The 25,484-nt window shown below is 35.1% G+C and carries 20 protein-coding genes and 1 tRNA gene; 15 read left to right on the forward strand and 6 right to left on the reverse strand.

Annotated elements, in window-relative coordinates; genetic code table 11:
* Positions 1-18 precede the first annotated feature (18 nt).
* The gene (locus PHV22_RS06835; protein ID WP_295022536.1) at positions 19-2,805 is read left to right on the forward strand and encodes an SUV3 C-terminal domain-containing protein; all 2,787 of its coding nucleotides are present in this window, start codon (positions 19-21) and stop codon (positions 2,803-2,805) included.
* Positions 2,806-2,816: 11 nt separating this feature from the next.
* Here the strand turns inward: PHV22_RS06835 and PHV22_RS06840 are convergent, their stop codons facing one another.
* Entirely contained in the window at positions 2,817-3,587 is a 771-nt protein-coding gene (locus PHV22_RS06840; RefSeq protein WP_295022538.1) for a polysaccharide deacetylase family protein, read from the reverse strand.
* Between the two features lie 142 nt (positions 3,588-3,729).
* Between PHV22_RS06840 and PHV22_RS06845 the strand changes: the two genes are divergently transcribed.
* From PHV22_RS06845 to PHV22_RS06860, 4 genes are all read left to right on the forward strand, one after another.
* A complete protein-coding gene (locus PHV22_RS06845) occupies positions 3,730-5,679 on the forward strand; it encodes a hypothetical protein (protein WP_295022540.1) in 1,950 nt (649 codons plus the stop codon).
* A complete protein-coding gene (locus PHV22_RS06850; RefSeq protein ID WP_295022542.1) occupies positions 5,679-6,137 on the forward strand; it encodes a hypothetical protein in 459 nt (152 codons plus the stop codon). The genes PHV22_RS06845 and PHV22_RS06850 overlap by 1 nt, the downstream gene beginning before the upstream one ends.
* Complete coding sequence (locus PHV22_RS06855) at positions 6,137-8,038, forward strand: bifunctional diguanylate cyclase/phosphodiesterase (RefSeq protein ID WP_295022544.1); 1,902 nt, start codon at positions 6,137-6,139, stop codon at positions 8,036-8,038. The genes PHV22_RS06850 and PHV22_RS06855 overlap by 1 nt, the downstream gene beginning before the upstream one ends.
* A 153-nt stretch (positions 8,039-8,191) precedes the next feature.
* Complete coding sequence (locus tag PHV22_RS06860; RefSeq protein ID WP_295022546.1) at positions 8,192-8,605, forward strand: hypothetical protein; 414 nt, start codon at positions 8,192-8,194, stop codon at positions 8,603-8,605.
* Positions 8,606-8,674: 69 nt separating this feature from the next.
* On the opposite strand, the gene PHV22_RS06865 is transcribed toward PHV22_RS06860, so the two are convergent.
* On the reverse strand, positions 8,675-8,992 hold the full coding sequence (locus PHV22_RS06865; RefSeq protein ID WP_295022548.1) for a hypothetical protein: 318 nt from the start codon (positions 8,990-8,992) through the stop codon (positions 8,675-8,677).
* Positions 8,993-9,069: 77 nt separating this feature from the next.
* Here PHV22_RS06865 and PHV22_RS06870 point away from each other — a divergent pair, with 77 nt between their 5' ends.
* The 10 genes from PHV22_RS06870 to PHV22_RS06915 all read left to right on the forward strand — a co-directional run bounded on the left by PHV22_RS06870 (position 9,070) and on the right by PHV22_RS06915 (position 20,430).
* Positions 9,070-10,548, forward strand: coding sequence for a flagellar hook-length control protein FliK (locus PHV22_RS06870; RefSeq protein WP_295022550.1), 1,479 nt, complete (start codon positions 9,070-9,072; stop codon positions 10,546-10,548).
* 52 nt (positions 10,549-10,600) lie between these two features.
* Positions 10,601-11,266, forward strand: a complete 666-nt coding sequence (locus PHV22_RS06875) for a flagellar hook capping FlgD N-terminal domain-containing protein (RefSeq protein WP_295022551.1) — start codon at positions 10,601-10,603, stop codon at positions 11,264-11,266.
* Positions 11,267-11,277: 11 nt separating this feature from the next.
* A complete protein-coding gene (locus PHV22_RS06880; RefSeq protein ID WP_295022553.1) occupies positions 11,278-12,534 on the forward strand; it encodes a flagellar hook protein FlgE in 1,257 nt (418 codons plus the stop codon).
* Positions 12,535-12,649: 115 nt separating this feature from the next.
* Positions 12,650-15,421, forward strand: a complete 2,772-nt coding sequence (locus PHV22_RS06885) for a flagellar hook-basal body complex protein (protein WP_295022555.1) — start codon at positions 12,650-12,652, stop codon at positions 15,419-15,421.
* 103 nt (positions 15,422-15,524) lie between these two features.
* Positions 15,525-16,688 carry a formate-dependent phosphoribosylglycinamide formyltransferase gene (purT, locus tag PHV22_RS06890; protein ID WP_295022556.1) on the forward strand — a complete coding sequence of 388 codons (1,164 nt, stop codon included), beginning with the start codon at positions 15,525-15,527 and terminating at the stop codon, positions 16,686-16,688.
* 3 nt (positions 16,689-16,691) lie between these two features.
* Positions 16,692-18,302, forward strand: coding sequence for an FAD-dependent oxidoreductase (locus PHV22_RS06895; protein ID WP_295022557.1), 1,611 nt, complete (start codon positions 16,692-16,694; stop codon positions 18,300-18,302).
* The gene (locus PHV22_RS06900; RefSeq protein ID WP_295022558.1) at positions 18,292-18,993 is read left to right on the forward strand and encodes a 2Fe-2S iron-sulfur cluster-binding protein; all 702 of its coding nucleotides are present in this window, start codon (positions 18,292-18,294) and stop codon (positions 18,991-18,993) included. The genes PHV22_RS06895 and PHV22_RS06900 overlap by 11 nt, the downstream gene beginning before the upstream one ends.
* A 141-nt stretch (positions 18,994-19,134) precedes the next feature.
* Positions 19,135-19,632, forward strand: a complete 498-nt coding sequence (locus PHV22_RS06905) for a YajQ family cyclic di-GMP-binding protein (protein ID WP_295022560.1) — start codon at positions 19,135-19,137, stop codon at positions 19,630-19,632.
* 4 nt (positions 19,633-19,636) lie between these two features.
* Positions 19,637-20,269 carry a DNA-binding protein gene (locus PHV22_RS06910; RefSeq protein ID WP_295022562.1) on the forward strand — a complete coding sequence of 211 codons (633 nt, stop codon included), beginning with the start codon at positions 19,637-19,639 and terminating at the stop codon, positions 20,267-20,269.
* A 73-nt stretch (positions 20,270-20,342) separates the two neighbouring features.
* A tRNA-Ser gene (locus PHV22_RS06915) sits at positions 20,343-20,430 on the forward strand.
* A 64-nt stretch (positions 20,431-20,494) separates the two neighbouring features.
* Here the strand turns inward: PHV22_RS06915 and PHV22_RS06920 are convergent.
* The 4 genes from PHV22_RS06920 to PHV22_RS06935 all read right to left on the reverse strand — a co-directional run bounded on the left by PHV22_RS06920 (position 20,495) and on the right by PHV22_RS06935 (position 25,427).
* A complete protein-coding gene (locus PHV22_RS06920; protein ID WP_299946618.1) occupies positions 20,495-21,373 on the reverse strand; it encodes a site-specific integrase in 879 nt (292 codons plus the stop codon).
* Between the two features lie 181 nt (positions 21,374-21,554).
* Positions 21,555-22,937 carry a hypothetical protein gene (locus PHV22_RS06925; protein WP_299946621.1) on the reverse strand — a complete coding sequence of 461 codons (1,383 nt, stop codon included), beginning with the start codon at positions 22,935-22,937 and terminating at the stop codon, positions 21,555-21,557.
* A gap of 26 nt (positions 22,938-22,963) precedes the next feature.
* Complete coding sequence (locus PHV22_RS06930; protein WP_299946624.1) at positions 22,964-24,262, reverse strand: hypothetical protein; 1,299 nt, start codon at positions 24,260-24,262, stop codon at positions 22,964-22,966.
* On the reverse strand, positions 24,231-25,427 hold the full coding sequence (locus PHV22_RS06935; RefSeq protein ID WP_299946627.1) for a zonular occludens toxin domain-containing protein: 1,197 nt from the start codon (positions 25,425-25,427) through the stop codon (positions 24,231-24,233). The genes PHV22_RS06930 and PHV22_RS06935 overlap by 32 nt, the downstream gene beginning before the upstream one ends.
* Between the last annotated feature and the right edge of the window lie 57 nt (positions 25,428-25,484).

A 25,484-nucleotide genomic window follows, 5' to 3' on the forward strand; every position in this document is an offset into this window, starting at 1 on the left:
TTTTGGTTACAATCATATATGGCAAAAAAAAGCAAAATTAACCAAAAAATTAAAAAATATTTTAACGAAGATCCGTTTGATGTAGGCATAGTCAGAGTAAGTACAGCTACCTTGAGTGAACTTTTTGCAACCCTTGGTATTCATGATGTTGATCAAAGCAGAGAGATGCTTGTAAAGATAGCAAGAATGATTTGGAGTGATGTAGATAGCGGTTATCGTCCAGCAATACTGGACTTTTTTACTAAAAATGGCAAAATCTACAAAGCAGTTTCAGAGGAGGAGCAGAGCGTAGATAGAGAGGGTAAGATAGAGTTAGTTATGGATAGTCTTGGTGTTTCGCGTCATGAGAGAGCGCTTTTGCACAAGGCATTTGTTGATGTTAGAAGCAAAAAAATAACTATAGAGAAGATGGAATCAAAGCTTCGTCACATAAGATACACCGAAAAAAAGGAGAGACTTGAGAAAGCGCTTGACGGTGTTTTTGACCTAGATGACTCACTTGAGTTTAACGCATCACTCAAATACACTCTTTATGGAGAGAGTTTTCATAAAATCATCACACTAAAGAGTAAAAACTATACCTATGAGTATATCGAGCAGAGTGATGAAAATCTCATAATTGACGAGATCTCACAAGATAAAGAGAGAGTTGTAAAACTTAAACAAGATGAGATAGATAACTTTATAAAAAATCTTCAAAATCCGCACAGATATCTAGATCATAAAGAGATTATAACCGCTCTTCGTTCTTCACCCCCAAAAACCAAACTCTCTTACCCAAGTATAAAAGAGAGTAAATTAGCAAAAATTATCCATGATGCAGTTGGTCCATCTGATATAAAAGTTCACAATGAAGAACTTTTGATTCAACTAGAAGAAGCTCTCTTGCTTCCATACTCGAACAAAATTAAACATTACTCTCTGGAGCTTCATATCGAGCTTAATTCACTTTTAGAGGATATCTGGAAGGGCAATGAACTTGATTTTAGTGAAGCCGTAAAAGAGGCCAAAAAAGAGCATGAGGAGCATTTTTTAGAAGATTTACAAGCAGTTGTAGATGAGTGCGGCTCTTACGCAACTCTACTTCATCTAAGCAGTGAGCAGCTCCACGAGAGAGTTTATGAGATTTTGCTTGAGTTGTTGCCATCCTCTCTTGTTTTATCATCAAAAGTCATCCGCAAATGTGTTAGAAGATTTGTTCACAACATTGGCGATGAGATTGTAAAAAAACAGAGATACACACTTCTAGCTAGAACTATAAGAGATTTTAAAAATCTGTTTCCTCAAGCAAGAAGTATGAAAAGAAAACTAGTACTTCATATAGGACCAACAAATAGCGGGAAAACATATGAGGCTATGCAGAGGCTCCAAAGAGCAGATACTGGCTACTATCTGGCTCCGCTTAGGCTTCTGGCATTAGAGGGTTATGAGGAGTTGGGAGCAAATGGAGTTGCTGTCTCTCTTATAACTGGCGAAGAGCAGATTTTGGATGCGGATGCAACCCATATAAGCTCGACCATTGAAATGCTTAATTTTGAAGTTGATGTAGATGTTTGTGTAATTGATGAAGTACAAATGATAGATGATAGAGATAGAGGCTGGGCGTGGGCAAATGCCATCATCGGTGCTCCTGCTAGCGAGGTTATAATGACTGGCTCGCCAAATGTCAAAGAGGCAATTATTGCTATTGCTGAGTATCTTGGCGAAGAGCTTGAGATAGTTGAGTTCGAGAGAAAAAACCCGCTAACTCTTCTTGAAGAGCCAACGATGATGAAAGATGTAAAAGAGAGCACGGCGATTATCGCTTTTAGCAGAAAAGATGTACTAAAGCTAAAGCAAAATTTCTCAAAACATTATAAAATCAGTGTAGTTTATGGCAATCTCTCCCCTGAAGTTAGACGGGAGGAGGCTAGAAGATTTAGAGCCGGAGAGACGCAGATACTTATCGCTACCGATGCCATCGCTATGGGAATGAATCTTCCTATAAAAACTATACTTTTCTCAAGTGCCCAAAAATTTGACGGAGTAACTGTTAGAGATTTAGATGCCAGTGAAGTGCATCAAATTTCGGGTCGTGCCGGGAGATTTGGTCTTCACGAGAAAGGCTTTGTTGGAGCATTAAGTTCAAGTATCTTAAAAATTGTCAAAAAATGTTTCCAAAAAGAGGCAAGAAAAATATCGGTGCCATTTAAAGTTATGGCAAATCTAGAGCATATTCAGCTAGTTGCAACCATACTTGAAGAGAACTCTTTGAGTGAAATTTTGAAATTTTTTGTGCAAAATATGGAGTTTAATGGTCCATTTGTTGCAACGAACTTAGAAGATATGGTTGAGGTGGCTCTAATAGTTGATAGTTATGATTTGGATATAGCGACAAAATACCATCTCGCTTGCGCGCCGCTAACTTTAAAATCTCCATATATAGTTGGTGTGTTTGAGAGTTATTTGGGTGCTTTTGAGAAAAAAATCCCAATCGATTATCACGCGCCACGACTCCACGGTGCTTTTGCAAGTACGAGCGATGATTTGCTTCGTGCAGAGGATATGGTAAAAGAGATTTCGCTATATCTTTGGCTTAGTTATAGATTTGATGACCTCTTCCCAGATGCTCCAAAAGCGAGAGCCGCAAGAGCTGTTTTGAACAAATACATAGAAGAGTCTCTACAACAAAGCCAACTCGCTCAAAGATGCAAAATATGCAATATCCCACTGCCTCTAAATTCACCATACAGCATTTGTCAATCATGCTTTAAGAAAAACTATACGGTAAAAGGAATTCGGAAAAACACCAAGAAGCACCATTGAGTTTAGTAGAGCTAGTGAGTGTTTTTCTCCTCTTTCCCATTCACCATATTTTCAAAAGCCTTGATATCGTGCTTGCTAACCACCATATAGCGACCTTGCGCCATCATGTTATCGCTTGAAGAGGCATGTTTTCTGTCTATGGTAAATGCCATTTTATACCCCGCTTTTTTTGCCTTATCCAAGAGTTCATCATCGTAGATACCAAAAACCCACGCCAGATATTTAACTTCATGCCCCATTTTTTCTTCTAGCTTTTCTTTGGCACCGCGGAGCTGTTTATCAACAAATTTTGCATACTCTTCGTGTGAGAGTTTTTTCTTCTCTCGTTTGAAATTTGGATGCCAATAAGTATGTGACTCAACATGAAAGAGTTTTGTCGCTTCAAGCTCTTTTAGTTCCTCCCAACTCATGGCGTAAGAGGCATTTGAGATTGCACTTGGATATATAAAGAGCGTTACCGGAATAGCGTATTTTTTTACAAGCGGTGCCATCTGAGTATAGACGCTTTTGTGTCCATCATCGACAGTTATGACAACAGGTTTTGTAGGGAGAGATTTTAGTTCGCCGTGCAGATAGGCATAAGCGTTTTCAAGTGAGATTACAGTATAGCCATTTAGTTTAAGCCACTCAAGCTGTGATGCAAATGAGGCTGTTTTTATGGTCATTGAGTCGCTTACTTCAACTCCAAAGCGATGATAAGTTAAGATTGGTATTTTTTTGGACTCAGATGAAAAAAGAAGTGTTGAGACAAGAAGCAAGAAGATGCTAAGGAAATGAAACATAAAAATCCTATTTTTTATTTTTGCTATTATACATAAAATCCATCTCTATAAATTCTGAGATTCTTCATTAAATTATTTGTTTTAATGATAACATTAAGTAAGTTTGTTGTATGGTTTTTATAGTTTTATTTTAAGGTTTATTTTGTTTTTTAGAAGATTTTTTATTATATTTTTATATCACTCTGTAGTTTTATCCGCAATCTCTTTTGGTGATGATATAACCGAGTTGCTTGGTCAGTATCAAAAAGAGATTGAAGGAGCATCAAAGACAAAAAAAGAGTCGCTTGGACATACTATAGTTTACAGCGGAGAAGATTTAAAAAAAATGCAGGCCTTTAAGCTTGGCGATGTATTGAAAACTCTTCCACTTCTATCATTTGAGAAAAATGTTTTTGGTGCAAACTCCCCAGTATTTGCCGGTGGTTCTCAGGGTGTTGGTACATCAATGAGACTCTATATAAATAATCATGAAGTAAGTTCTATAAACTCTCTCTCGCCCTGGATAATGTACGAGCAGTATCCGCTTGACCATATTAGTCATATTGAGGTATATTGGGGTGATGGCTCGTTATCGATGGCTGGCGAGCCATCAAATATAACCATAAAGCTTTATACAAAAAGTGCAAAACATTTAAATGGTGGCACGCTTAGAACAAGTGTTGATTCAAGAGACTCCCTAGATATCGCTGTCGTTTATGGGCTAGAGGATAAAGAAATTACCCTTTTGACTATGGTGGATGGCTCAAACACAAACAATCCTACGACTCATTATAATGGAGAGGATATCAAGAATGACAACAACAGAATTTTTGCTTACGCATCCCTTGGCATAAATGATTTTGTGCTTGATTTAGGGTACACAAAACTCTCAAAAGATAGGTTTATTGGGTTTGCAAAAGATACAGCTCCTGATGATGGAAGCATAAAAGCTGAGGACCTGTTTGTCTCTGCTACAAAATATTTTGATAATCGTAGCGGGAATATAAATTTTTCTATAGATAAAAATATAAGAGATCTGAAAGAGTCAAATAGCGAAGGTATAATGGTTTTGCCTGTTATAGATCTTCTAAATCCAACTACAACTATCCCTAAAATATATAATGAACAGTTAACTCTTACAAAATATGAACTCTCTGTTTCGAAAGAGTTTTCTCTAGGTGACAATAACCTCTTTTTGTCGTCAGTAGCTAAAACAAAAGATTATAGAGTGGATAAAAGAGAGATGGTATCTCTGGCTGATACTCCTATAAATACGCCATTTTCAAATATTAAAAAAGAGTCAGTTATCTCTGTTATGCTAGAGGATAATTACTATCTTAATGACAATAATATGCTTGTGTTAGACTTGAAGTATGATAAATATTACAGAAATGGTGATTTTTATGATTTTGATGAATTTTCCACCAGAGCAGGGGTTATAGCTACTTTAAACAAAAATTTTGGTGTAAAAGCATTTGCTTCAAGCTCTTTTACGCCACCCTCATTTTTTGAAATAGACTATGCAAATAAAGATAATAAAAATTTAAAACCATTCTCAAAGCAAATTTACTCTCTAGAGGGAGTTTATGATGATGTCGACAATAGAGCTTCACTTTATCTGAATCATTATGAGATAGACGATGCAATAGTGCCTGGAAATATGTCAACTCAAATGGGGTTTATAAACTCAGATGAAAAGATGAGAGGAGAGAGCATAACTTTTGACTATAAGAGAAAATTTAGTAAAGACAATGAGCTAAACTTTACTCTCTATAAGATAAAAAATAGTACCTCCCAATATGCAAGCCCAACAGAAGGAGCGACAATCAGGGCTTCTCAAAAATATGGTAAATTTGACTTTTATGAAGAGCTGATATTTAAAAATAGTTATGTATACAACAAAACAATAGATATGGGCACAAGTTATAACCTCTCTCTTGGAGTGCAGTATCAGTGTAGAAAAAACCTACTTTTTTCACTAAAGGGAGAAAATCTTCTTGATGATGATGTAAATGTTTTATATCCTGATTTCTCCAATATGAACAATATTGTATATAAGGGTATTCAAAATAGTGACAGAAAAGGTACTATCTCTATGCAGTGGATATTTTAATGAAAATAATCACTCTTTGCATACTGCTTGTCTCGCTTCTAACAGCACAAGATGGTCCATTTACGCTTAGAAAAAAAGATACAATAGGAGAGCTTGAAGCAAAGATAGTTGCTCAAATAGCAGCCGATATTTTGAATAAAGATGTAAATATTTATGTGGTTGGAGAACAAAAAGATTTTATGACATTGGGAATGAATGGATTTAGAATCGCTAAAAATTGTAAAGAAGCTAATTTTATATTTGTTTCCAAGCAGAGTGTTGATGACATGGAGCTGTGTGAAAACAGCAGAGCAATACATTTTACCAACAGCAGAGAATTATTTAATAAAAATAGAGATTTTGTTGGACTTTTTTACTGGTTTAAAAGTAGACCGAATATCACTTTTTCGTCTAAAAGATTGGAATCGAAATTGACAATGCTTCCAAAATCTTATGAGCAGTTTATAGAGGAGTTTTGATGATTCAAACAAAACTGCTCACAAAAAAAAGTATTATAATCGGGACAACGATTCTTTTTTTAGTATTTTTACTTGCTAGTCTATATGTCTCAACGATAAAGCTTCAGCAAAATTTAGAGAAAAAGATTTTTGAAACTTCCACAAATGATACCACCTCTATAGCTCGCAACATCTCAAAAGAGATATATAGACTTACTGCACAATACGGCGCTAGGGAAGTTATACAAAATATAAAAAGTAATACCGCCCTACAAAAGGAAATAGAAGAGAAACTTTCTCTATTTTTAACAAAAGATATTAAATATGCTTATCTACTTTATAGAGATAGAAAAGGAATTTTTAGATTTTTGGCGGATGCATCAAAGCAGAGCGAGAAAGCATTTATTGACCAAAAGTTTGATATAGATTCTGTTTTATGGAATAAGCCATTTAATACAAAAGAGCCAATTTTTTTAGAAAACAGAGTATCAAAAGAGCTCTCCGTTACATATCTTGTGCCTATTGTTCATAAAAATATAGTTTCGATGATTTTGGTAGTTGATTTTTCCATTAAAAGAGTTGATGATATTGAAGATATTATGAAGAAAATAAGATATGGAATTCTTCTTCTTGCTCTTGCAATTTTGGGTTTTGCTATTTTTGCTCTGTTTCAGGCCTTAAGATATCAAAGAAGTAAAAAAGATGTTTATATTGATAGGCTAACAAAGATTTATAATAAGAACTATTTACTAGATTATGAACCATATATGAATCTGCACGATTACATAATATGTGCAATTGATATTGACCATTTTAAAAAAATAAATGATACTTATGGACATGCTGCTGGAGATAGGGTTCTGGAGCGATTGGCTAGTGTTATGTTTATAGAGACTCGCAAAAACAGAGATATACTCATTAGGTATGGTGGGGAGGAGTTTTGTCTTCTAATAAAAAAAGAGCGAGAAAGTGATGCTGTAGGACTTAATTTATTAGACAGAATCTTTACAAAAGTAGCTCAAGAGGTATTTGAAATATCTGAATATGAGAGAATAGGTGTAACTATATCAATTGGTGTAAATTTAAATCCAGAGAACCAAAGAGATTTTACAACTGCATTTAAACTGGCGGATATCGCGCTCTACAATGCTAAAAATGGTGGCAGAAACAGAATAGAGATATACGCAGAAAGTATTGAGGATAGCTCTTTTCTAACTATAAATGAGATTAAAGATGCCATATATGATGGCAGGCTCATGTGCCTTTTTCAGCCTATTGTAGATACTAAAACACAAAAGGTGGTACATCATGAAGCACTTGTTAGAATCAGGGCAAAAGATGGAACAATTATTACGCCAGATAAATTTTTATCTGTTACAAAAGGAACTTTTATTGCGAGAAATCTTACGAAAGAAGTTTTAGATATCTGTTACAAAAAGCTTTTTTTAGACAAATCACTAAGCCTGAGTGTAAATCTAAATCCACAAGATTTGACGAGCGAAACAATTCTTGAGATACTAAAAATGTATGCAAAAATTGATACCTTCTCACAGAGATTAGGGCTTGAAATACTTGAGTCAGAAGAGATTGTAAATTATGAAGAAGCTCAACAAAATATTTTAATGTTAAAATCACTAGGTTATCAGATATATATTGATGATTTTGGAAGTGGCTACTCTAACTTTATATATCTTGCCCAGATAAATGCAGATGTGATAAAGATAGATGGAAGTATTATTAAAAACATTTTAACCGATAAACTCTCATATTTAGTTGCTAAAAATATTATTAGCTTCGCCAAAGAGGCAAATATAAAGACAATTGCAGAGTTTGTGAGTAGCAAAGAGATTTACGAGGCACTTAGGGGGCTGGGGGTGGATAAATGTCAGGGATATTACTTTTCATCACCTAAAGAGTTGTGATAAGCTAAGAGTAAAATTGTAATAATCTTGTAAACAATACGAAATGATGCCACTTTTACAGAATAAATATGAGAAATAATAGTATTGGTTAAGTAGCTTCAAAATCTTTTTTAACTAGTAATTTGAGCTATAATAGTAAAAAAAGGAAACAATATGGCTGGTGTTCACTTTACATTTGATAATTTCAAACAACTTCTTGATTTGACTGTGGGTTTGGCGCAGAGGCTGGATGAGAATCGCTCTGAGAGTTTTACGCTTTTGTACTGTGATTTTTCAACAATATCAAAAGAGGTAATAGATGGCTCTCTCGATAGTGTTTTAAGAAATTCAGACTCCGTTGTTAACTGTGAATCTAACTATTTTTTTATTCTTCCATATACCGATAAATATGGCGCAGAGGTTGTCAAAAAGATGTTTGAAGAGTTTTCAGCAAGAGAAGTGAATGGTTTTTCTATGAGCTACCCAGCAGATGGCGAAGATTCACGAGCAGTTGTAGAAAAACTAAGACAGAGTGTTAAGTCAAACTATAAGATTGACCTGAAATGCCTAGAGATTCCATTTAGATAGCCGACGCAATATGATGAGTTCTTTCTGCCTAGGATGGACTTATTCGTTTTAGCGTGTAGTATTGATAAACTACTTAAATCCTCTCTCTCTTTTATAAAACTCAACTGCGTCCACTATTTTTTGCTCTTTATAGACTTTCTTGTCACACACATATCTGCAAATGATCTGGCTGTTTTTTGATGCTTTCGTATTTTCATCTCTATCTTTTGTGTCATAAACTCCCGTATCAATTTTCTCAAATTTTTTAGTGTTAAAAAGAGAAGTGTCTGTAACTCCTCTTATTGGTGTATTAAATATTGAGGTATCTTTATATTTGAACTTTGGTGTCTCAAATGGGCTGAGTGCGAACAGTAAAAATGGTAATAATAAAATAAATAATAATCCCATAACATCATTATACCAAACTCAATTAACTATGGAATAAATAATGCTTTGGTTTAGGATATATAACTAAGGAGCAAGCTATGATTGCGTTGGATTTCAATAGTAAAACCGCGTCAAAAGCGTTACCTCTAGACCTATCAGCTTCAAAAGATAAGCCAAAAGTCTCTTTTTCTGATCTTTTAAAAAGTCTAAATACAAAGGGGAAGAGTGCTAGCACGGACCCTTTAGTTCTTGCTATAAATTCAGAAGAAAAAAGCATGAAAAGTGCAAATAGTACAAATAGTGCAAAAAATATTTCAAAAAGTGAAGTGCTTGCAACTCTTCTTAAGGGTACTGAAAAAATAGTTGCAGAACTAAAAGATGAACCACTGTTACTAAATCCAAAATTAGTTACAGCTATGAGCAAGGATGAGGTTAAATCACTTATCTTCGATGCAAAAAAATATCTAAAAACAAAGATAGAAGATAGTGACGGCTATAAAAAATCAGAGATTAAAGAGATGCCAACAACTCTAAAAGGTCTTGTTGAGGTTGCTCAAAAATTTGGTATAGATGTTTCAAAAGTAAGTGTTGAAGATGTTAAGCTCTCTCCTAAAATAAAAATTGATTCTTCAGAGAGCTTGCTTGATGGCAACATAACTCAAGAGAGTTCTAAACCGCAAGAGAGCACTAAAATGCACACGCAACAAGACAAAGAGAGACAAAATATATTTGATAAAATAATCTCAAAATCTCAAGAAGAACCGCTCAAAGAGATAAAAACAACACCACTTTTTAAAACAGAAGCACTTTTTGAGAGAGCAACTACTGAGCAGTTTGTTAATTCAAAGAAAAATATTGCACCACAATCTGATCAAAAAACAACAAAAGATAGATCCGATGAGACCTTAAAATTGTTATTAAGAGCAGAGAAGCCAGCACAAAGTGATGTGGTACTTACTTCTGATTTCTCTGTTGCCACCGCTAAGGTTATAGCTCCAAAGGCAAAAGAGGATGCAGTTGTCTCTTTAGAACAGCTACTTCAGGTTGGGGCTAAGACAAGTAGTGAATCTACAACAAAAAAAGAGTCAGATGAGAATTTGAGCATAAATGGAGTGGCTTCTGTAAAAAGTGATTCTCTGGAACTAAAGCTAAACGAAGCAAAACAGATGATTAAGTATCTCTCGAATGATATTAAAACAGCAGTAGATGACTATAGATCTCCTTTTACAAGAGTGAAAGTGCAGTTAAATCCACAAAATCTAGGTGAAATTGATTTGACAATTGTTCAAAGAGGAAAAAATCTACATGTAAATCTTAGCTCAAACAACTCAGCTATAAATACGCTGGCCCTGAATATTAATGAGTTAAAAACGCAGTTAAACAATAGTGGAATAAATAGTGCTACGATAAACTTCAGTAACGGTGCCGATTCTGGTGCCAACAGCTTTGGTGGTGGACAACAGCAGCAACGCCAAAATGAACAAAAAGCCAAAGAAGAGTATGGTTATTTTGCAAATGAGAGTGTGAACGAAGAGATATTAAGCTCTTTAGAGATAGTTGTTCCTAGGTATATTTAAAGCAAATTTATACCTCAAAAGAGGTTAGATAATCAACAACAAGGAGAATATTATGTCAATTACATCAACAGGCTTAAATGCCGCAACAAATACAGACTATACAGCTAGCACAGCGGTAAAAGATAAAACCTCGCTAGGTAAAGATGACTTCTTGAAGCTTCTCTTGGTCGAGTTGCAGTATCAAGACCCAACCGCACCTATGGATACGGATAAGATTTTAAGCCAAACTTCTCAGTTAGCAGCACTAGAGTCATCAACTAACACAAACACAGCTTTAGAAAACTTAACAGCTTCTCTTGGGAGCTCACAGCAATTTTCTACAATTTCGGCTATTGGCAAAACTGCTGATATCGGAAGTAACGCTATAACTTATGATGAGGGTACAAACTCAGAGTTTGAAGTCTATTTTCCAAATAGCGTGCAAGAGGGAACTGTAAATATTACTGATTTACAAGATAATAAAATAGCAACCATTAATGTTGGTACAAATCCATCTGGTGTATATAAGTTTGAGTGGGATGGAAAAGACTCATCCGGTGGTAAATCTAAGAGCGGAATATATAAAGTTACTGCAAATTACACAGATCAAAGCGGAACCACACAAACGACTAGACTTGGAGCTTATCCAATAGAATCTGTTAAATTTGATAGTGGTACAACTTATCTAAAACTTGGATCCAGTTATGTTCCATTGGCGCAGGTTAAAGAAGTTTACTAAAGGAGTTTGTGATGATTCAAGCCTTTTACACTGGTGTTTCAGGACTTATGTCGCAACAAAGTGCCATAGATGTAACATCAAATAACATAGCAAATGTCAGCACTGTTGGGTTTCGTGGTTATAACACAGAATTCGCATCACTTTTTGAAACTGCAGTAAATACAGACAGCGGTTTTAGTAGTGTAAATAGCGGTATTGGAATTGGTTCAAGAGTGCAAACTAGTAGTATGAATCAGACTGATGGTTCTTTGATGTTGTCTGAAAGAAATACAGATTTGGCTATATACGGAGATGGTTGGTTTGGTATTAGTGGTAACAGTCAAACCGCTTATACAAGAGCTGGTAATTTTACTTTTGACAAAAATAATGATCTGGTTACGCCAGATGGTTATTTTGTTTTGGGAACTATGGGAAAAAATATCAGCAATGATGTTTTAGTTAGCTCATCAGCAGAGACTCTACTAAATAGTGCTAGTTCACAAACACCTCTTCGTTTCCCAAATGTTTTAACCTATCCGCCAGAGGCAACAACACAGGCTAGTTTTCAAGCAAATTTGGGAGTGCTTGATGAGAGTAGAACTGTTAGCGCTGGGGTGATTGACTCTACTGGAGTCAAAAATAATCTCAAACTTACATTTAGTAAAAGTGCTACTCAGGTTCCACCTGGCGCACAGTGGGATGTTGTGGCAACAGTTGGTAGCTTGGATGGAGCGACTATATACTCCACTCAGAGTGGTGTTGTAAGCTTTGATGCAACTGGTGCTCAAATCTCCAATACACTAACTTCAATTGATAACAAAGGTACGGCCGTAGCAATAGATTTGGGGGAAAATTACAGTGGTATAGTTTCAACAAATGGCACTATATCTGGCGGCTCTAGTACCTCGAATGGAACCATAGGCGGTGATTTAGTTGGCTATGAGATAAATAGAAATGCTGATGTAATAGCAACATTTACAAATGGTAAGCAGAGTAGTGTTGGCAGAATTGGAGTGTTTCATTTTCAAAATGAGCAAGGTCTTGATCGTGTAGATGGTACAAAATTTGCAGAGAGTTCAAATAGTGGTAAACCGATATTTTATCAAGATACAAATGGTAAAAATATACTGGGTGCCGAGGTCATAAACTACAAGTTAGAAAATTCTAATGTATCGCTAGAATCGGCACTTACGGAGTTAATTATATTTCAAAGAACATTTGATGCAAGTGGAAAAATAGTAACAGCAGCCGATGAGATGTTGCAAAAAGCTTTAGGAATGCATAAATAAATCTGGAACAATAAATGCTATTGTTTTCTACTATTTAAGTATGTAAAGAGTTTGTTATCTATCACGCTAAGGAGCAACACTACTCTCTTTGGCATAAAATAAAAAAGGATTTAAAATGTTAAAATCACTTTATTCTGGCGTATCTGGGCTACAATCACACCAAGTTGCGATGGATGTTGAATCAAATAATATTGCCAATGTAAACACGATAGGATTTAAGTACTCTCGTGCAAATTTCTCTGACCTTTTAGCGCAAACAAGGGCTATTGCTACTGCTCCTCAAGGCGCTTTAGGTGGTAAAAATGCTGTTCAAGTTGGTCTTGGCTCAACCGTTAGTTCAATGACTCGTATTTTCTCGCAAGGTTCTGTTCAAAATACCGATAAAAATACAGATATGGCGATTCAGGGTGATGGGTTTTTTATAATTTCTCCAGATGGTGGAAATACATATAAATATACTCGTTCCGGAGATTTTAAATTTGACGCGGGTGGAAATTTTGTTGATAACAACGGTTTCATTGCTCAGGGTTGGTTGAGAGATAAGGTTACGGGAAAGGTAGATGCAACAGCGCCCATCACTAACATAAATATACCACCAGGATTAACAACTCCAGCAAATCCAACAGCCGAAGTTGTGCTAAAAGCAAACCTAAGTTCAGGTCCACTTGTAACTAGTTTTTCACCAACTTATGAAGTCCCAGCAGGACCATCACCGGCGATTCCAACGCCACCAGCAATAGATAAAAATGGGAATCCAATAGCTTCTAGCAATATGGGAGTTATGTTTAATGAGGCGGGTGAAGCGTTTAGTTTACAAGCAAATCAGGGTATCTGGGCTGCGTTTGAAAACTCTACCGTAACATCAACTGGTCCTGTGGCAACATCTGTAACTGCAGTTGGCTCAGTGTCTTCAAACTTAGTTGCACAAAATGATGCTTTGGACATTACAATTGATGGAGTGAATATAACTCTAGCAGACTCTGGTGTTGCAAATACGGCTGATACGAATGGTGTTAGATATGCTGCAGCAATTAACGCTCAGCTAATAGCAGCAGGTAGAACAGGAATAGCTGCTGCGTATGACTCAGGCAGCAATCAAATCACAATCTCAAATACAAACACTGCTTCAGTTGCTATGACAATCGGCGGCGGTGATGGTGGCTTTAGTGGTTTGGTTGCCACACCAGTTATTGGTGGGAATCAACTAGATGTTTCATTTACTCTTGACAACGGAGATGTAAAAAGAATCACAACAACGGGTGGTACGGGTATAGAAAATGCTGCCCAAAATGCCGCTAGATATGTCTCGGCTATAAACGGGCAAACTTCCGTAACTGGAATCGCAGCATCGTATGATTCAGCAACAAATAGGATTGTTTTAGTAAATACAAACAGTATTGATTCGGCATCTCATAACATCAAGCTAACTGCTCTTGGAAACACAAACAGTGGCTTTAGCATAGCAAATGATATAACCGCATATAGATATCAGTATGATCCAAGTGGTTCTATAAAAACTGCTGATACGGATAAAAAATTTACAACAATCGCAGATCTTCGTGAAGCAATGGAGGTGCAAGCTCGTACGGTTACCGTTACTACACCAAGCGTAACATCTGCGGGTGTTATTGCTTCGGTGGCCAATAACTCAGCTAGTTTCAATTTGGGTGGTGTAGCTATTATTATTCCAAATACTGGAGCAAATACGGCAGATGCAAATGGTGCTTACTATGAGACTCAGATTAATGCTCAGTTAGCAACTGGTGGAGTATCTGGAATAGTAGCATCTTACAACGCTGCAACTGATACGATGGATATTATAAACTCAAATATGGGTCCGACAACTCTCGATACAATAGTTTTGGGTGAGGCTGGACTTCTTGGATTTGCTGATCCTACCGCGATTCCAGTAGCAACACAGACTCAAAACTTAAACAATGTAGAGTTAAAAATTAACTCTCAGGGAAAATTTGAACTAACAAATCCTGGTGGAAGTGGTTTTGACTATGACATAAACCTATCAATTACTGGAATGAATGCAAACAGCGTTGTTGGTGGCGGCATAACAGAAAACACAAGATTTACTAGGAATATGGAAGCGCTAAATTCAGTGCTACCTAATGGAACAACTGGAAAAGCATTTTCACAAAGTTTCAATGACGCAACACACTCAAGCGGTATAGATATATTTGACTCACTGGGCTCAAAGCATACTGTTAGAGTTGAGTTTAGAAAAACTTCAGTGGACTCAAGTACTGGTAGTACTTGGAGTATGCTTGTATCTGTCCCACCACCAGCAACAATCAACACAGTGTCTCCAACAAATGAGAAGATGGGTTCTGTAAGATTTAACAATGATGGTTCTTTAGCAACATATAACCCACCAAATGTCTCTTTTAGTGGAAACAACGGTTCAGCGCCACAACAGCAGGTAAATCTTAACCTCGGAACAGCAAATGCGTTTGATGGTATGACAAGTTTTGATGCCGCGTCAGCTACTTCCGGAATAAGCCAAGATGGTTTTACTGGTGGAGATTTGATCGGAATTAGAATTGATCAAAGTGGAACTTTAGTTGGCTCATTTAGCAATGGTCGCTCTTTTGGTTTGGCACAAATGGGAATGGCGAAATTTACAAACAATGAAGGTCTAGGAACAGAGGGTGGAAATATCTTTGTACAATCCGCCAACTCAGGGGATCCAATCATCGGAACTGCCGCTACTTCTGGGCGTGGATTTATACAGTCATCGGCTCTTGAAGCGTCAAATGTTGACTTATCATCCGCTCTAACACAGCTTATTATTATTCAAAGAGGATATCAGGCAAATGGTAAAACTATTACCACTTCTGACACGCTCTTAGAGACACTTCTAGGTATTAAACGCTAAATTTTTAACTTTTTAAGCGGGGCATTTTGTCTCGCTTGTGCTATTTAACTTCCTCATATAGTCAATTTTGATATAATTTTCCCAATTATTTCAAAGGACTCCCATGCACTTTCCTGCTCCATTAAAATCGAACTCAAAAAAAATTATGCTTCTAGGTTCTGGTGAACTTGGCAAAGAGGTAGCAATCGAAGCTCAAAGACTTGGTCTTGAAGTCATAGCGGTTGATAGATACCAAAACGCTCCAGCTCATCATGTGGCTCATCGCTCTTATGTTGTAAATATGCAAGATAAAGACGCACTTTTAGAGATTATCTACCGTGAAAAACCTCACTATATTTTGCCAGAGATTGAAGCCATAAGCATAGATGCTCTATTTGCGGCAGAAGATAAGGGCTACAATGTTATACCAAATGCCAATGCTGTTAGTAAAACAATGAATAGAAAAAATATCCGTACATTTGCAGCTGAGGTTTTGGAGCTAAAAACAGGGCCATATAGATTTGTAACAACACTTGAGGGCTTAAAAGAGGCTTCTGTGGAGATGGGCTTCCCATGTGTTATAAAGCCTGTTATGAGCAGTTCTGGACACGGGCAAAGCATAGCAAGAAGTGCCGAGGATATAGAAAAATCTTGGGAGATTGCAAAGGAAGCTCGTGGCGATGCAAGTGAACTTATAGTTGAGGCATTTGTGGATTTTGATTATGAGATAACTATGCTAACTGTTAGAAATGGCAAAGAGACTGTTTTTTGTGAACCAATCGGACATGAGCAGCGCGATGGTGATTATGTTTTTTCATGGCAACCGATGCAGATGAGCGAAGTTGCAAAAGAGAGAGCTCAGGATATGGCAAAAAGAATCACTGATGGCTTAGGTGGTCGTGGTCTTTTTGGAGTTGAGCTTTTCGTTAAAGGCGATGAAGTCTATTTCTCAGAAGTTTCGCCTCGTCCTCATGATACTGGAATGGTAACACTTATAACTCAAAGTCAGAGTGAATTTGCACTTCATCTTCGTGCAGTTTTAGGGCTTCCGCTAGGGTTTACATTTTATGGAGAGGGTGCATCTGCTGCGTTTAAATCAGAAGTCCACAACTATTCTCCTGTTGTTGAAGTTGATGAGTCTTTATTTAATGAAGATAGTTTTGTTAGAGTTTTTTCAAAACCAGAAGCTCATAAAGGTCGTCGTTTAGCTGTGGCGCTTGTGTTTGGGAAAGTGGATTTAGCACTAGCAAAAGCAAGAGAGCTGATTAAAAAAATAAAAGATATCTAATAAATGAGTAACAAAGTAATCATAATAGGAGCAGGTGGAGCGGGTTTAGTCTCTGCTATCCACGCAAAGAGTAGTGGTGCTGATGTTGTGGTTATAACAAAAGAGTACCCAACAAGAAGCCAAACTTCCATGGCGCAAGGCGGTATCAATGCTGTTTTGGGTGGTGAAAATGGTGACAGCATAGAGCTTCACATAGAAAATACTCTAAGTTCCGCCAAAAATTTAGCAAACCCTAAATCAGTAGAATTTTTATGTAAGAATGCTCCGGATGCACTCTTATGGCTCGATAGCATTGGAGTGCCTTTTAGCAGAACAAAAGATTCTAAAATTGCTCAAAGAAAACTCGGTGGAGCTTATGCAGCCAGAGCGTGTTATGCACAAGATTATACGGGATTAAAAATTCTTCACACACTTTATGATAGATGCTTGGCGTTAGGAATTGAGTTTTTAAATGAGAGATACCTTTTGGAGATTATCACTAACAAACAAGATTCTAACAAAAGTTTTGTTTGCGGTGTTAGTGTGCTTGACAAGAGAAGTGGTGAAGTTGAAATCCATAAAAGTAGTAGTGTCATAATTGCAACTGGAGGATATAGTAGAATCTTTCACAAAAACTCAACCAACTCAGTCTCAACAACAGGTGATGGTATAGCGTCAGTCATTAGAGCTGGCGGAGTTGTTAGCGATATGGAGTTTATACAGTTTCATCCAACAGCTCTTAAAAACTCCTCAATATTAATCTCAGAGAGTGCCAGAGGCGCTGGTGGCTATCTTTTAAACTCTAATGGAGAACGATTTACAAATGAGCTGGCACCCCGTGATGAAGTAGCTCGTGCGATTGATGATGAGATAGCAAAAGGCGGAGATGTCTTTTTAGATATTCGTCATTTAGGTTCAGAGTTCATAGAAAATGAGTTACCGCAAGAGGTAAAATTAGCAAAACTGTATGAAAACATTGATCCGATACATGAGCTAATACCAATCAAACCAGTTGCTCACTACACAATGGGTGGAATAGTAGTGGATGAGAAAGCCATGACAAATATAGATGGGCTATTTGCAGTTGGCGAGTGTGCAAACCATAGAGTTCATGGAGCAAACAGACTCGGTGGAAACTCACTTTTAGAGCTTGTTGTATTTGGTAAAGTTGCTGGAGAAAATGCGGCAAAGTATGCGAAAGAGTTTAAGGGTGAGGCAAATATTGATGAGCAAAAAAGTCTCTTTGAAGCGGAAATTGTAGAGATAATGAGCTATAAAAATGAGATAAATTTTTATACAAAGCAGGCAGAACTTGGAGAACTTTTTTATAGATTTGTTGGTATCAAAAGGGACAAAGAGGGTCTGCAAAATGTACTTGATGTGCTTAGGGATATGAAAAAAGATTTAAAAAATATGGGTGTTGGCGATAAAGCAAAAGTTTATAACACAAACCTCATAGAGTTTTTAGAATTTAAAAATATGTTGGAGTTAAGTGAGTTGGTTTTAATCTCTGCGCTTGCGAGAGAGGAGAGCAGAGGAGCACACTTTAGGGTTGATTATCCAACGGCTAATAATGAAATGTTTTGTGCTAACACTTTTATAACAAGAGATGGCTTGGTTAGTTATGAAAATTAATATACAAAGAGAGAGTGTTGTAGAGTATGAGATAGAGGCAAACAATAAAACCCTTTTAGAGATTCTGGGCGAGATAAAAACAACGCTTGATTCATCACTCACATACAGCAGTGGATGCAGAAGCAGTGTTTGCGGAAGTTGTGCTGTTAGAGTAAATGGCAAAGAGGTTTTGGCTTGTAGCTATCATGTACAAGATGGTGATTTTGTAGAACCTATGAGAAATAGCGAAGTCATAAGAGATTTAGTTGTAAATATGGATAGAGCTTATGAGTTCAACCAAAAAGTAAAAGCGTGGCAAAGCTCCGCATCTGAGCATATTTTACTCTCTCATGAAGATGAAAAACTAAATGAACTTCAAAGTGATTGCATCTTGTGTGGCTCATGTTATAGCGCTTGCCCAGTTTATAGCGTGAACGAAGAGTTCTTGGGACCATTCTCACTAACAAGAGTTTTGAGATATGTTAGCGACAAAAGAGAACTAAACAAAAATGAAAAAATTGACGATATACAAACAAACGGTGTTTGGGACTGCACACTCTGCAACGCCTGTACAATCGTCTGTCCACAAGGAATCTCAAGCAAAGCTGACATAGAAAAACTAAGAACAAGAAGCGTTATACAAGGCTATACGGATCCTAGCTTTAGCAGTTTTGGCAGTGGATTTAGCTTTGATGGAAGCCCTAGTTTTTAAGTTTGTTTGTTATAAAATAGACTTCTTGCAAAACTAAAAAACAGGCTTGCTAAGGCTTCGCTTTGCTGCAGAATCGTTCGCTTAGTTTTTTAGTTTTGCAAGAATTTCAATAAAACAAACATAACAAAGGGAGTGTTAGCAATGGCAAAAGAGTACTCATTTGACATAAGCGCAAAAATCGATATGCAGGATTTTAAAAACGCTATAAACCTCGTTGATAAAGAGGTTGCAAACCGCTATGACTTCAAAGGAACAACTTATGAAGTTAGCTATAAAGAAAAAGATAAGCTCTTGGTGTTAGTGGCATCAAGTGATAACAAACTAGATGCACTAAAAGATATTGTGATAGCAAAACTCCTTAAACAAAACCTTAGCTCAAAAGTTTTAGAAGAGATGAAAACCGAAAACGCCAGCGGAAACAGCAGAAAAGTTACTTTTAAAATTGTGGATTACATAGAGTCAAAAGAGGCAAAAAAGATAACAGCTGAGATAAAAAACCTGAAACTCAAGGTAAATGCCCAGATAGAGGGTGATTCTATCCGCGTAAAAGGGGCAAAAATAGATGATTTACAAAAAGTAATCTCAACCATTCGCGCTATGGAGTGGGAAGCACCACTTGTTTTTGAAAATATGAGATAAGGCAATGACAAAACTAAGCATATCCGAAGCTGCACTAAAACTAGGAGTCTCAAAAGAGGCAATTTTTAACCGTATAAGAAGAGGTTCTCTTGTGAGTAGTGTAGAAAATGGTGTGAAGCTTGTCATAATCGACGATGAACAAAAAGCAGAGCAAAAAGAGACACCAAAAAGAAAAACAGCATTTAAGTCTGATGATAAATACTATATTTTCTTGGAAGAGCAAAACAGTAAACTTCAAAAAAAAGTAGAGTCTCTTGAGGTCGAAACAAGAACACTGCGAGACCAAAAAGAGCAGATGCTGATTGAGGAAAAGAGAAAGATTGAGCAGATTTATAGAGATAAAGATGAGCAACTAAAAAATATTATAAATGCAATCTCTTCAAAGCTTATGATAGGCGAGTTTCAAGTTGAAAAAGAGATATTTGAAGCAGAGATAGATATTGATTCTAATCAAGAAAAAGCAACCCTAGTCTCTATAAAGAAATTCATTAAAAGTAAGAACTTATCAGAAAAACAGAGCGAAAAACAAAAAGAGAAACTAAAGGCCATAGCCCCCAAAGATAAAAGATTTGTAAAACTAGAAAAAAAGTACTATTTGGATTTACAAAAATATAATTATGATGATTTGCTAATCTAAAACAAAATATCTTCAAGCAAAAGAGGCAATCTTAAGAGTTTTAAAGATAAAATTCTGCCCTCATACTTAAAATGGACAAATGGGAGAGCGGTCGAATCTACTACCTTGGAAAGGTAGCGTACCGAAAGGTACCGAGGGTTCAAATCCCTCTTTGTCCACCAGAAAGCCCTAAATATAGGACTTTGCAAGACCTCAAAAAAAGATAAAAAATCCCTTACTTATGCGTTATTGATAAATTGAAATACTTCTATCAAAATTTTTATAGTTTGATTCTATATATTTGACATAGACTTCATAGACCATTTGAGTATTAGAGTGACCTAGCAGCTGTGATAGTTGAATAGGCGAAACTAGATTATTGTAGAGCATATTTGTTGCATAAGTATGCCGCGTATTGTATGGTCGCCTATACTCAATATTTAACTTTTTCAAAGATGGAATCCAAAAAAAGCTAATAAAAACATTTGTATCTAGATATGGTTTATTGTATTGAGTTACAAATAAATATTCATGGTCGTGAAAGTTATAAAGTTGCAGAATAAAAGGCATTAAAAGCTCTATTATGGGAATAGCTCTAATGCTGTATTTTGTTTTTGGTGTACTCTCTCCAAATCTACTACGAGAACGAGAAACATTTATTATCTTGTTTTCAAAATCTATATCACTCTTTTTGAGTCCAATTATCTCGCCAGAGCGCATACCAGTGTAAAAAGCGATAGCTAGATAAAATTTGAAATTATTATCGATAGTGTTTTCCATAATCTGCTGTACTTCATCGCTGGTAAATGGTTTGATATCTGGTTTGTCATATTTTGGGATTCTAATAAGCTTAACAGGGTTTCTAGTTATAACTTCATCAAAAAAAGCTTCCTGAAAAATACCACTCAAAACGCCTAAGTAGTGCTTTTGGCTCTTTACTCCCACATCATCTATGCTATAAAGCCATTTTTTTATATCGGTAGGCTTAATATCTGTAATTTCAAGCTCTCCAAAATATGGATCAATTCTGTTTTTTACGATACTTTCATATTTATCTAGTGTTGAGTTTTTAAGCTCATGAAGCTTGAAATCAAGATATAAAGATGAGTAGTGAGAGAATTTCATTTAAAACATCTCACTCTATTTAATGGATTTAAAAACAAAATAAAAAAACTTATATAAAAAAGATTTTTTTTTCAATTCTTTACGTGAAACACCATAATCTTTGAACCAAAAAATAGTAATATCTTCATTACCATCAATTAAAAACTGATAACCAAAAATTGTAAAAGATTTCAATTTCATATTAAAACACCTCACTTTCTAAATATAAATTATCAAAACCCCACATTTCTTGCTCTACATTATGATTTATTGGAATCTTAAAGCCATCCATCAAGCCTCGTTCTATCATTACATTATGAGTGTGTGCAAAATGATAAGGATTGACGCTCTCTATGTCTAAGTTTTGCCAATAGGTTAATAATTCGTAGTTTTTCATAAGCAGAGGTTTTGGAGTAGGTATTGAGAGTTTTTTATCTCTATATATATAAAGCTTATCATCAATCCAAACTTCATATAGATTCGGTTTAGTTTTTTTGAAATTTATCCATTTAGTAGGGATACTTTTAAATTTACTTTTTATAACTTTTGATTTTTTAGAGTATTCACCAATCTGCTTTATAATGTTGTTACTGTCAATATGTTTTAAAGTGAGCAAACCGCTATCATACTCTAAACAGCGACCGTTATCTTCTATAAGTATAAAGTAATCATCCTCTTTACTCCACTCGCATAGTCTCGGCTCTCTGATGGTTAAATCTGTAAGATGATACCAATCTTGCTCAAAGGCGAAAACCTTTTGATATACCCATTGTGGTATTGTTGAATGAGAAGTGGTTATGCGTCTAATTTTATTTTTGATATACCAAGCTTGTAGAAAATTCAAATCCTCGCCCGTTCTTAAATCCATAAATGACTTTGTAGTATATTTCATAATATAGCCAACAGGGTTGTTAATTGCAGTTTGAAAGCCTTTGGTATCTCCATCTGCTGAGTTATTGATTGGTTTATGATTTTGAGGAGCAGGGAAATAACGAACAAAATCTTTTTGAAAAGATGAAAATGAATCTTCAGGAACCCAGAACAAAATGTGCATGTGTGGAACACCGTCTTTATGTGGCTCGGTTGATTTTAGATAAATATAGGGTCGTGAGCTTTTCTTTAGTTGTTTAAAGGCATAGCCAGCAGAGAATCTATACCATTGAAAACATAAAATATTATACAAATCTTTTGCGTTAAACTGCTCTTTGTTGTTTATCTTATCTCTGAGTAATCCATACACTGCATTGTTTGGAATATGTTTTAAATACTCTTCTCTTTTTATTTCGCTTTTATTATCCCATTTATCATAGTTAGAAGTTAAAAAACCTCTAAAAAATCCATCAAGTGTTATTGTTAAAAATAATGGCTTTAGATTTTGAGAGATTGCCAAAGAGTGCATCGTGTTTATTTTGTTTGAGAGCTGCGCATAATATCTCTCGCTGATATTTGCAGAAAACGAAACTTCAAGAAGTGATTTAACTTGACCTGATGAAGTTGTAAAAGAGTTATCTTCTAGATACTTCTTTTGTGTATCAAGTTTTTGTCTTGCAAATTTTAAATCGTTATATGTTAAGCCGTAGTTCATGGTTATCACTCCAAAGTTAATTTTTATTACTGAATTTCTATTGAAATATTGAATATCTCTTTTTTGTCTGATTTGGTTTTATGTGTAAAAATATCTCTTATAAATGGAATATCCTCAAAAAATGGAAGAGCCTCATTTTTATCATTTATTGAATCTTTTGTTAAACCAGAAAGTAATAATATATCTCCCTTTTTAACACTAAATTTATTTATAATTGAGTTATCCGAGGTAATTGGATAATCCCCAGAAGAGAGAATTTCGCCGTAGTTCAATGCAAAATCTAAGTTAATTGTTTCGCCAACTATGTTAGGAGTTGCTAAGACTTTAAAACCTATATCTTTGTATTTATATTTTTTTGATTGATTGGTACCATTGTCGGTCGTTAAAACAAAATTTTCATCAAGAAACGGAATGGAAACAACTTTTTTATAGTCTAGTTTGTCATTATCACTTATCAAGTAGCTAGTTGACTGAATAATATCAAGTGCACCCTGAATGCTTAAAGCTTTTAGTGAACCCTTGAACCCTGCGACAGCTTCGCCAGTAAGCAATGCACCACTTTTTGAAAGTAAAGAGAAATCAAAATTTATAGAAGAATTTAAACCAACCTCTTTGAGTTTTTCTTTGTTGGTTGAAAATATAGTTATTTTTAAAGTTACTTGCTCTTTTTTTATGTCTAAAAATTCAATTTGCTCTTTTATCTTATCTATCAAGCAAACATTTTTAGAAGTCTGTTTAAATATGATTGTTTTAGAGATATTTGAGTAAACATAAGGAACGGTTGAGAAATCCAAAAATGACTTAATATTTTCAAACTGTAAATAATCTAGCTTTTGAGTTGAAAAAGAGATGTTTAAATCATTTTTTAAATCTGGTTGCTGTGGATTAGTAGAATTAAAAATTATAGGGCGACCCGTAATAGGATCTATTCTTTGTTCGTTTGATTGATAAGGCTGATTATAATTTTGATTAAAAGATTGAGATTTGCGCTGTATAAAACTATTATTATCTGATGTTGACTCACCTGGTTGATTTTGATTTAAAAATGAATCTTTAATTGAAGAATTTGAATTTGAAATAATATATATACCATCATCATTTGAAATCTTAAAACCATTAGCATATAAAAGACTCTTAAGATATGGCAAATATGTTGATTTATTATAATCTGACGGTAAATCAACCAAAAGAGTTTTTGGAACATCATTGGAAAATATGATATTAATTTTGTCCTTTTTTTGAACAATAAAAACTAAATCAGACAATGTTATAGTCTGAGCAAATAGTGAAATGCTAATTATTAGCAGGGATATTAAGCGAAACATTTAAAACCTCTTTTTGAAATTTTTCATTTTTAGAATAAGAACGAATAAAAACATCGGAGCATAACTTATCAATACCGATTTGAGTTAAGCCATATTTTGATGTATATGTAACTAAATCAGTCACAGAAAATCTTTGATTATTTGATATACAATCATTTTCAACACAAACAACACTAAAAGAATCTACATTATTGATGTTTTGAGGAGCTGGAGAGTTAAGAATTGGAGATTGTACTGCGTTTATATTTTTAGAATTAGTTGCAAGTGTTGCTTTTTTTGAATCATCATTAGCATGAGAAAAGCGAGATATAATCATATTAAAAACTAAAAAAACAACAGCAAGAAGAACAACAGCTATAAATATATATTTATAAATTACTTTTTTGCTTTGAGTGTTGGCACCAGAAGAGTAGAGGGCATAAACAGAAGCACGGAAATTAACTTTTATTGTATCAGAATGAGCATTTTTATATAAATGGTAATTGATATACTGATGATAAGTAAAAACACTGCTACGAACGCGCAAAGAGCTTGCAACTGCTTTATAGAAGAACTCGCCAAAAGTTAAATATTTGCGATTAACAAGAGAGAAATTTTGAGTGATTAAAATGATGTCTTGGTGCAAGTGTCTATGATAAGAAAGCCACCAAATTAAAACTGTATTTGAATCAGAAAAGTAGTTATGACACTCATCAATTATAAATAGAGTGTCTAAAATATTTAACTCTCTTGATTTTTCAATTAAGACACTATCGTCTGCTTTTTCAAGATATAAAGTGTGCAATATAGTAAAACTCTCTAAAAGCTTATCAATTTCTAGATTATATGCAACAACTTTTTTAACACTTTGAACCTCTGTATCAGAAGCTAAAGCACTCTCATTTGGTATCAATTTTTTCTCTTTGGTAAAAAAGTGATTTTTGTTTATTGATGGAGTTTTTATAGAAGAAAATATTGATTTTAGTAATGATTGTTTTTTATCTGATTTTGAAGCAATCAAAGCATTATCATTAAAAAACTCAAAATTAAATTCATTGATATTTGTATAGAAATTTTTATATTTTCCATACTGTTTATGAGACGAATCTATAAAACAGTTATATGCATGATTTACTGCATTGTATGTTTTACCAGAACCGGGAACACCTGTATAATACTCTATCACTTTTTTTATCCTCTTTATTTTTTGATTTTATTTATCTTTGCAACTATTTTTAAAATC

This window comes from Sulfurimonas sp. (genome assembly GCF_028713515.1).
In the GTDB taxonomy this organism is placed as follows: domain Bacteria; phylum Campylobacterota; class Campylobacteria; order Campylobacterales; family Sulfurimonadaceae; genus Sulfurimonas.

Excerpts from the sequence above, each read along its gene's own strand:
- PHV22_RS06855 (WP_295022544.1), top strand. The coding sequence starts at position 6,137 with ATGATTCAAACAAAACTGCTCACAAAAAAAAGTATTATAATCGGGACA.
- PHV22_RS06835 (WP_295022536.1), top strand. The coding sequence starts at position 19 with ATGGCAAAAAAAAGCAAAATTAACCAAAAAATTAAAAAATATTTTAAC.
- PHV22_RS06930 (WP_299946624.1), bottom strand. The coding sequence starts at position 24,262 with ATGTTTCGCTTAATATCCCTGCTAATAATTAGCATTTCACTATTTGCT.
- PHV22_RS06850 (WP_295022542.1), top strand. The coding sequence starts at position 5,679 with ATGAAAATAATCACTCTTTGCATACTGCTTGTCTCGCTTCTAACAGCA.
- PHV22_RS06880 (WP_295022553.1), top strand. The coding sequence starts at position 11,278 with ATGATTCAAGCCTTTTACACTGGTGTTTCAGGACTTATGTCGCAACAA.
- PHV22_RS06875 (WP_295022551.1), top strand. The coding sequence starts at position 10,601 with ATGTCAATTACATCAACAGGCTTAAATGCCGCAACAAATACAGACTAT.
- PHV22_RS06920 (WP_299946618.1), bottom strand. The coding sequence starts at position 21,373 with ATGAAATTCTCTCACTACTCATCTTTATATCTTGATTTCAAGCTTCAT.
- PHV22_RS06895 (WP_295022557.1), top strand. The coding sequence starts at position 16,692 with ATGAGTAACAAAGTAATCATAATAGGAGCAGGTGGAGCGGGTTTAGTC.
- PHV22_RS06925 (WP_299946621.1), bottom strand. The coding sequence starts at position 22,937 with ATGAACTACGGCTTAACATATAACGATTTAAAATTTGCAAGACAAAAA.
- PHV22_RS06885 (WP_295022555.1), top strand. The coding sequence starts at position 12,650 with ATGTTAAAATCACTTTATTCTGGCGTATCTGGGCTACAATCACACCAA.
- PHV22_RS06865 (WP_295022548.1), bottom strand. The coding sequence starts at position 8,992 with ATGGGATTATTATTTATTTTATTATTACCATTTTTACTGTTCGCACTC.
- PHV22_RS06900 (WP_295022558.1), top strand. The coding sequence starts at position 18,292 with ATGAAAATTAATATACAAAGAGAGAGTGTTGTAGAGTATGAGATAGAG.
- PHV22_RS06860 (WP_295022546.1), top strand. The coding sequence starts at position 8,192 with ATGGCTGGTGTTCACTTTACATTTGATAATTTCAAACAACTTCTTGAT.
- PHV22_RS06840 (WP_295022538.1), bottom strand. The coding sequence starts at position 3,587 with ATGTTTCATTTCCTTAGCATCTTCTTGCTTCTTGTCTCAACACTTCTT.
- purT (WP_295022556.1), top strand. The coding sequence starts at position 15,525 with ATGCACTTTCCTGCTCCATTAAAATCGAACTCAAAAAAAATTATGCTT.
- PHV22_RS06910 (WP_295022562.1), top strand. The coding sequence starts at position 19,637 with ATGACAAAACTAAGCATATCCGAAGCTGCACTAAAACTAGGAGTCTCA.
- PHV22_RS06905 (WP_295022560.1), top strand. The coding sequence starts at position 19,135 with ATGGCAAAAGAGTACTCATTTGACATAAGCGCAAAAATCGATATGCAG.
- PHV22_RS06870 (WP_295022550.1), top strand. The coding sequence starts at position 9,070 with ATGATTGCGTTGGATTTCAATAGTAAAACCGCGTCAAAAGCGTTACCT.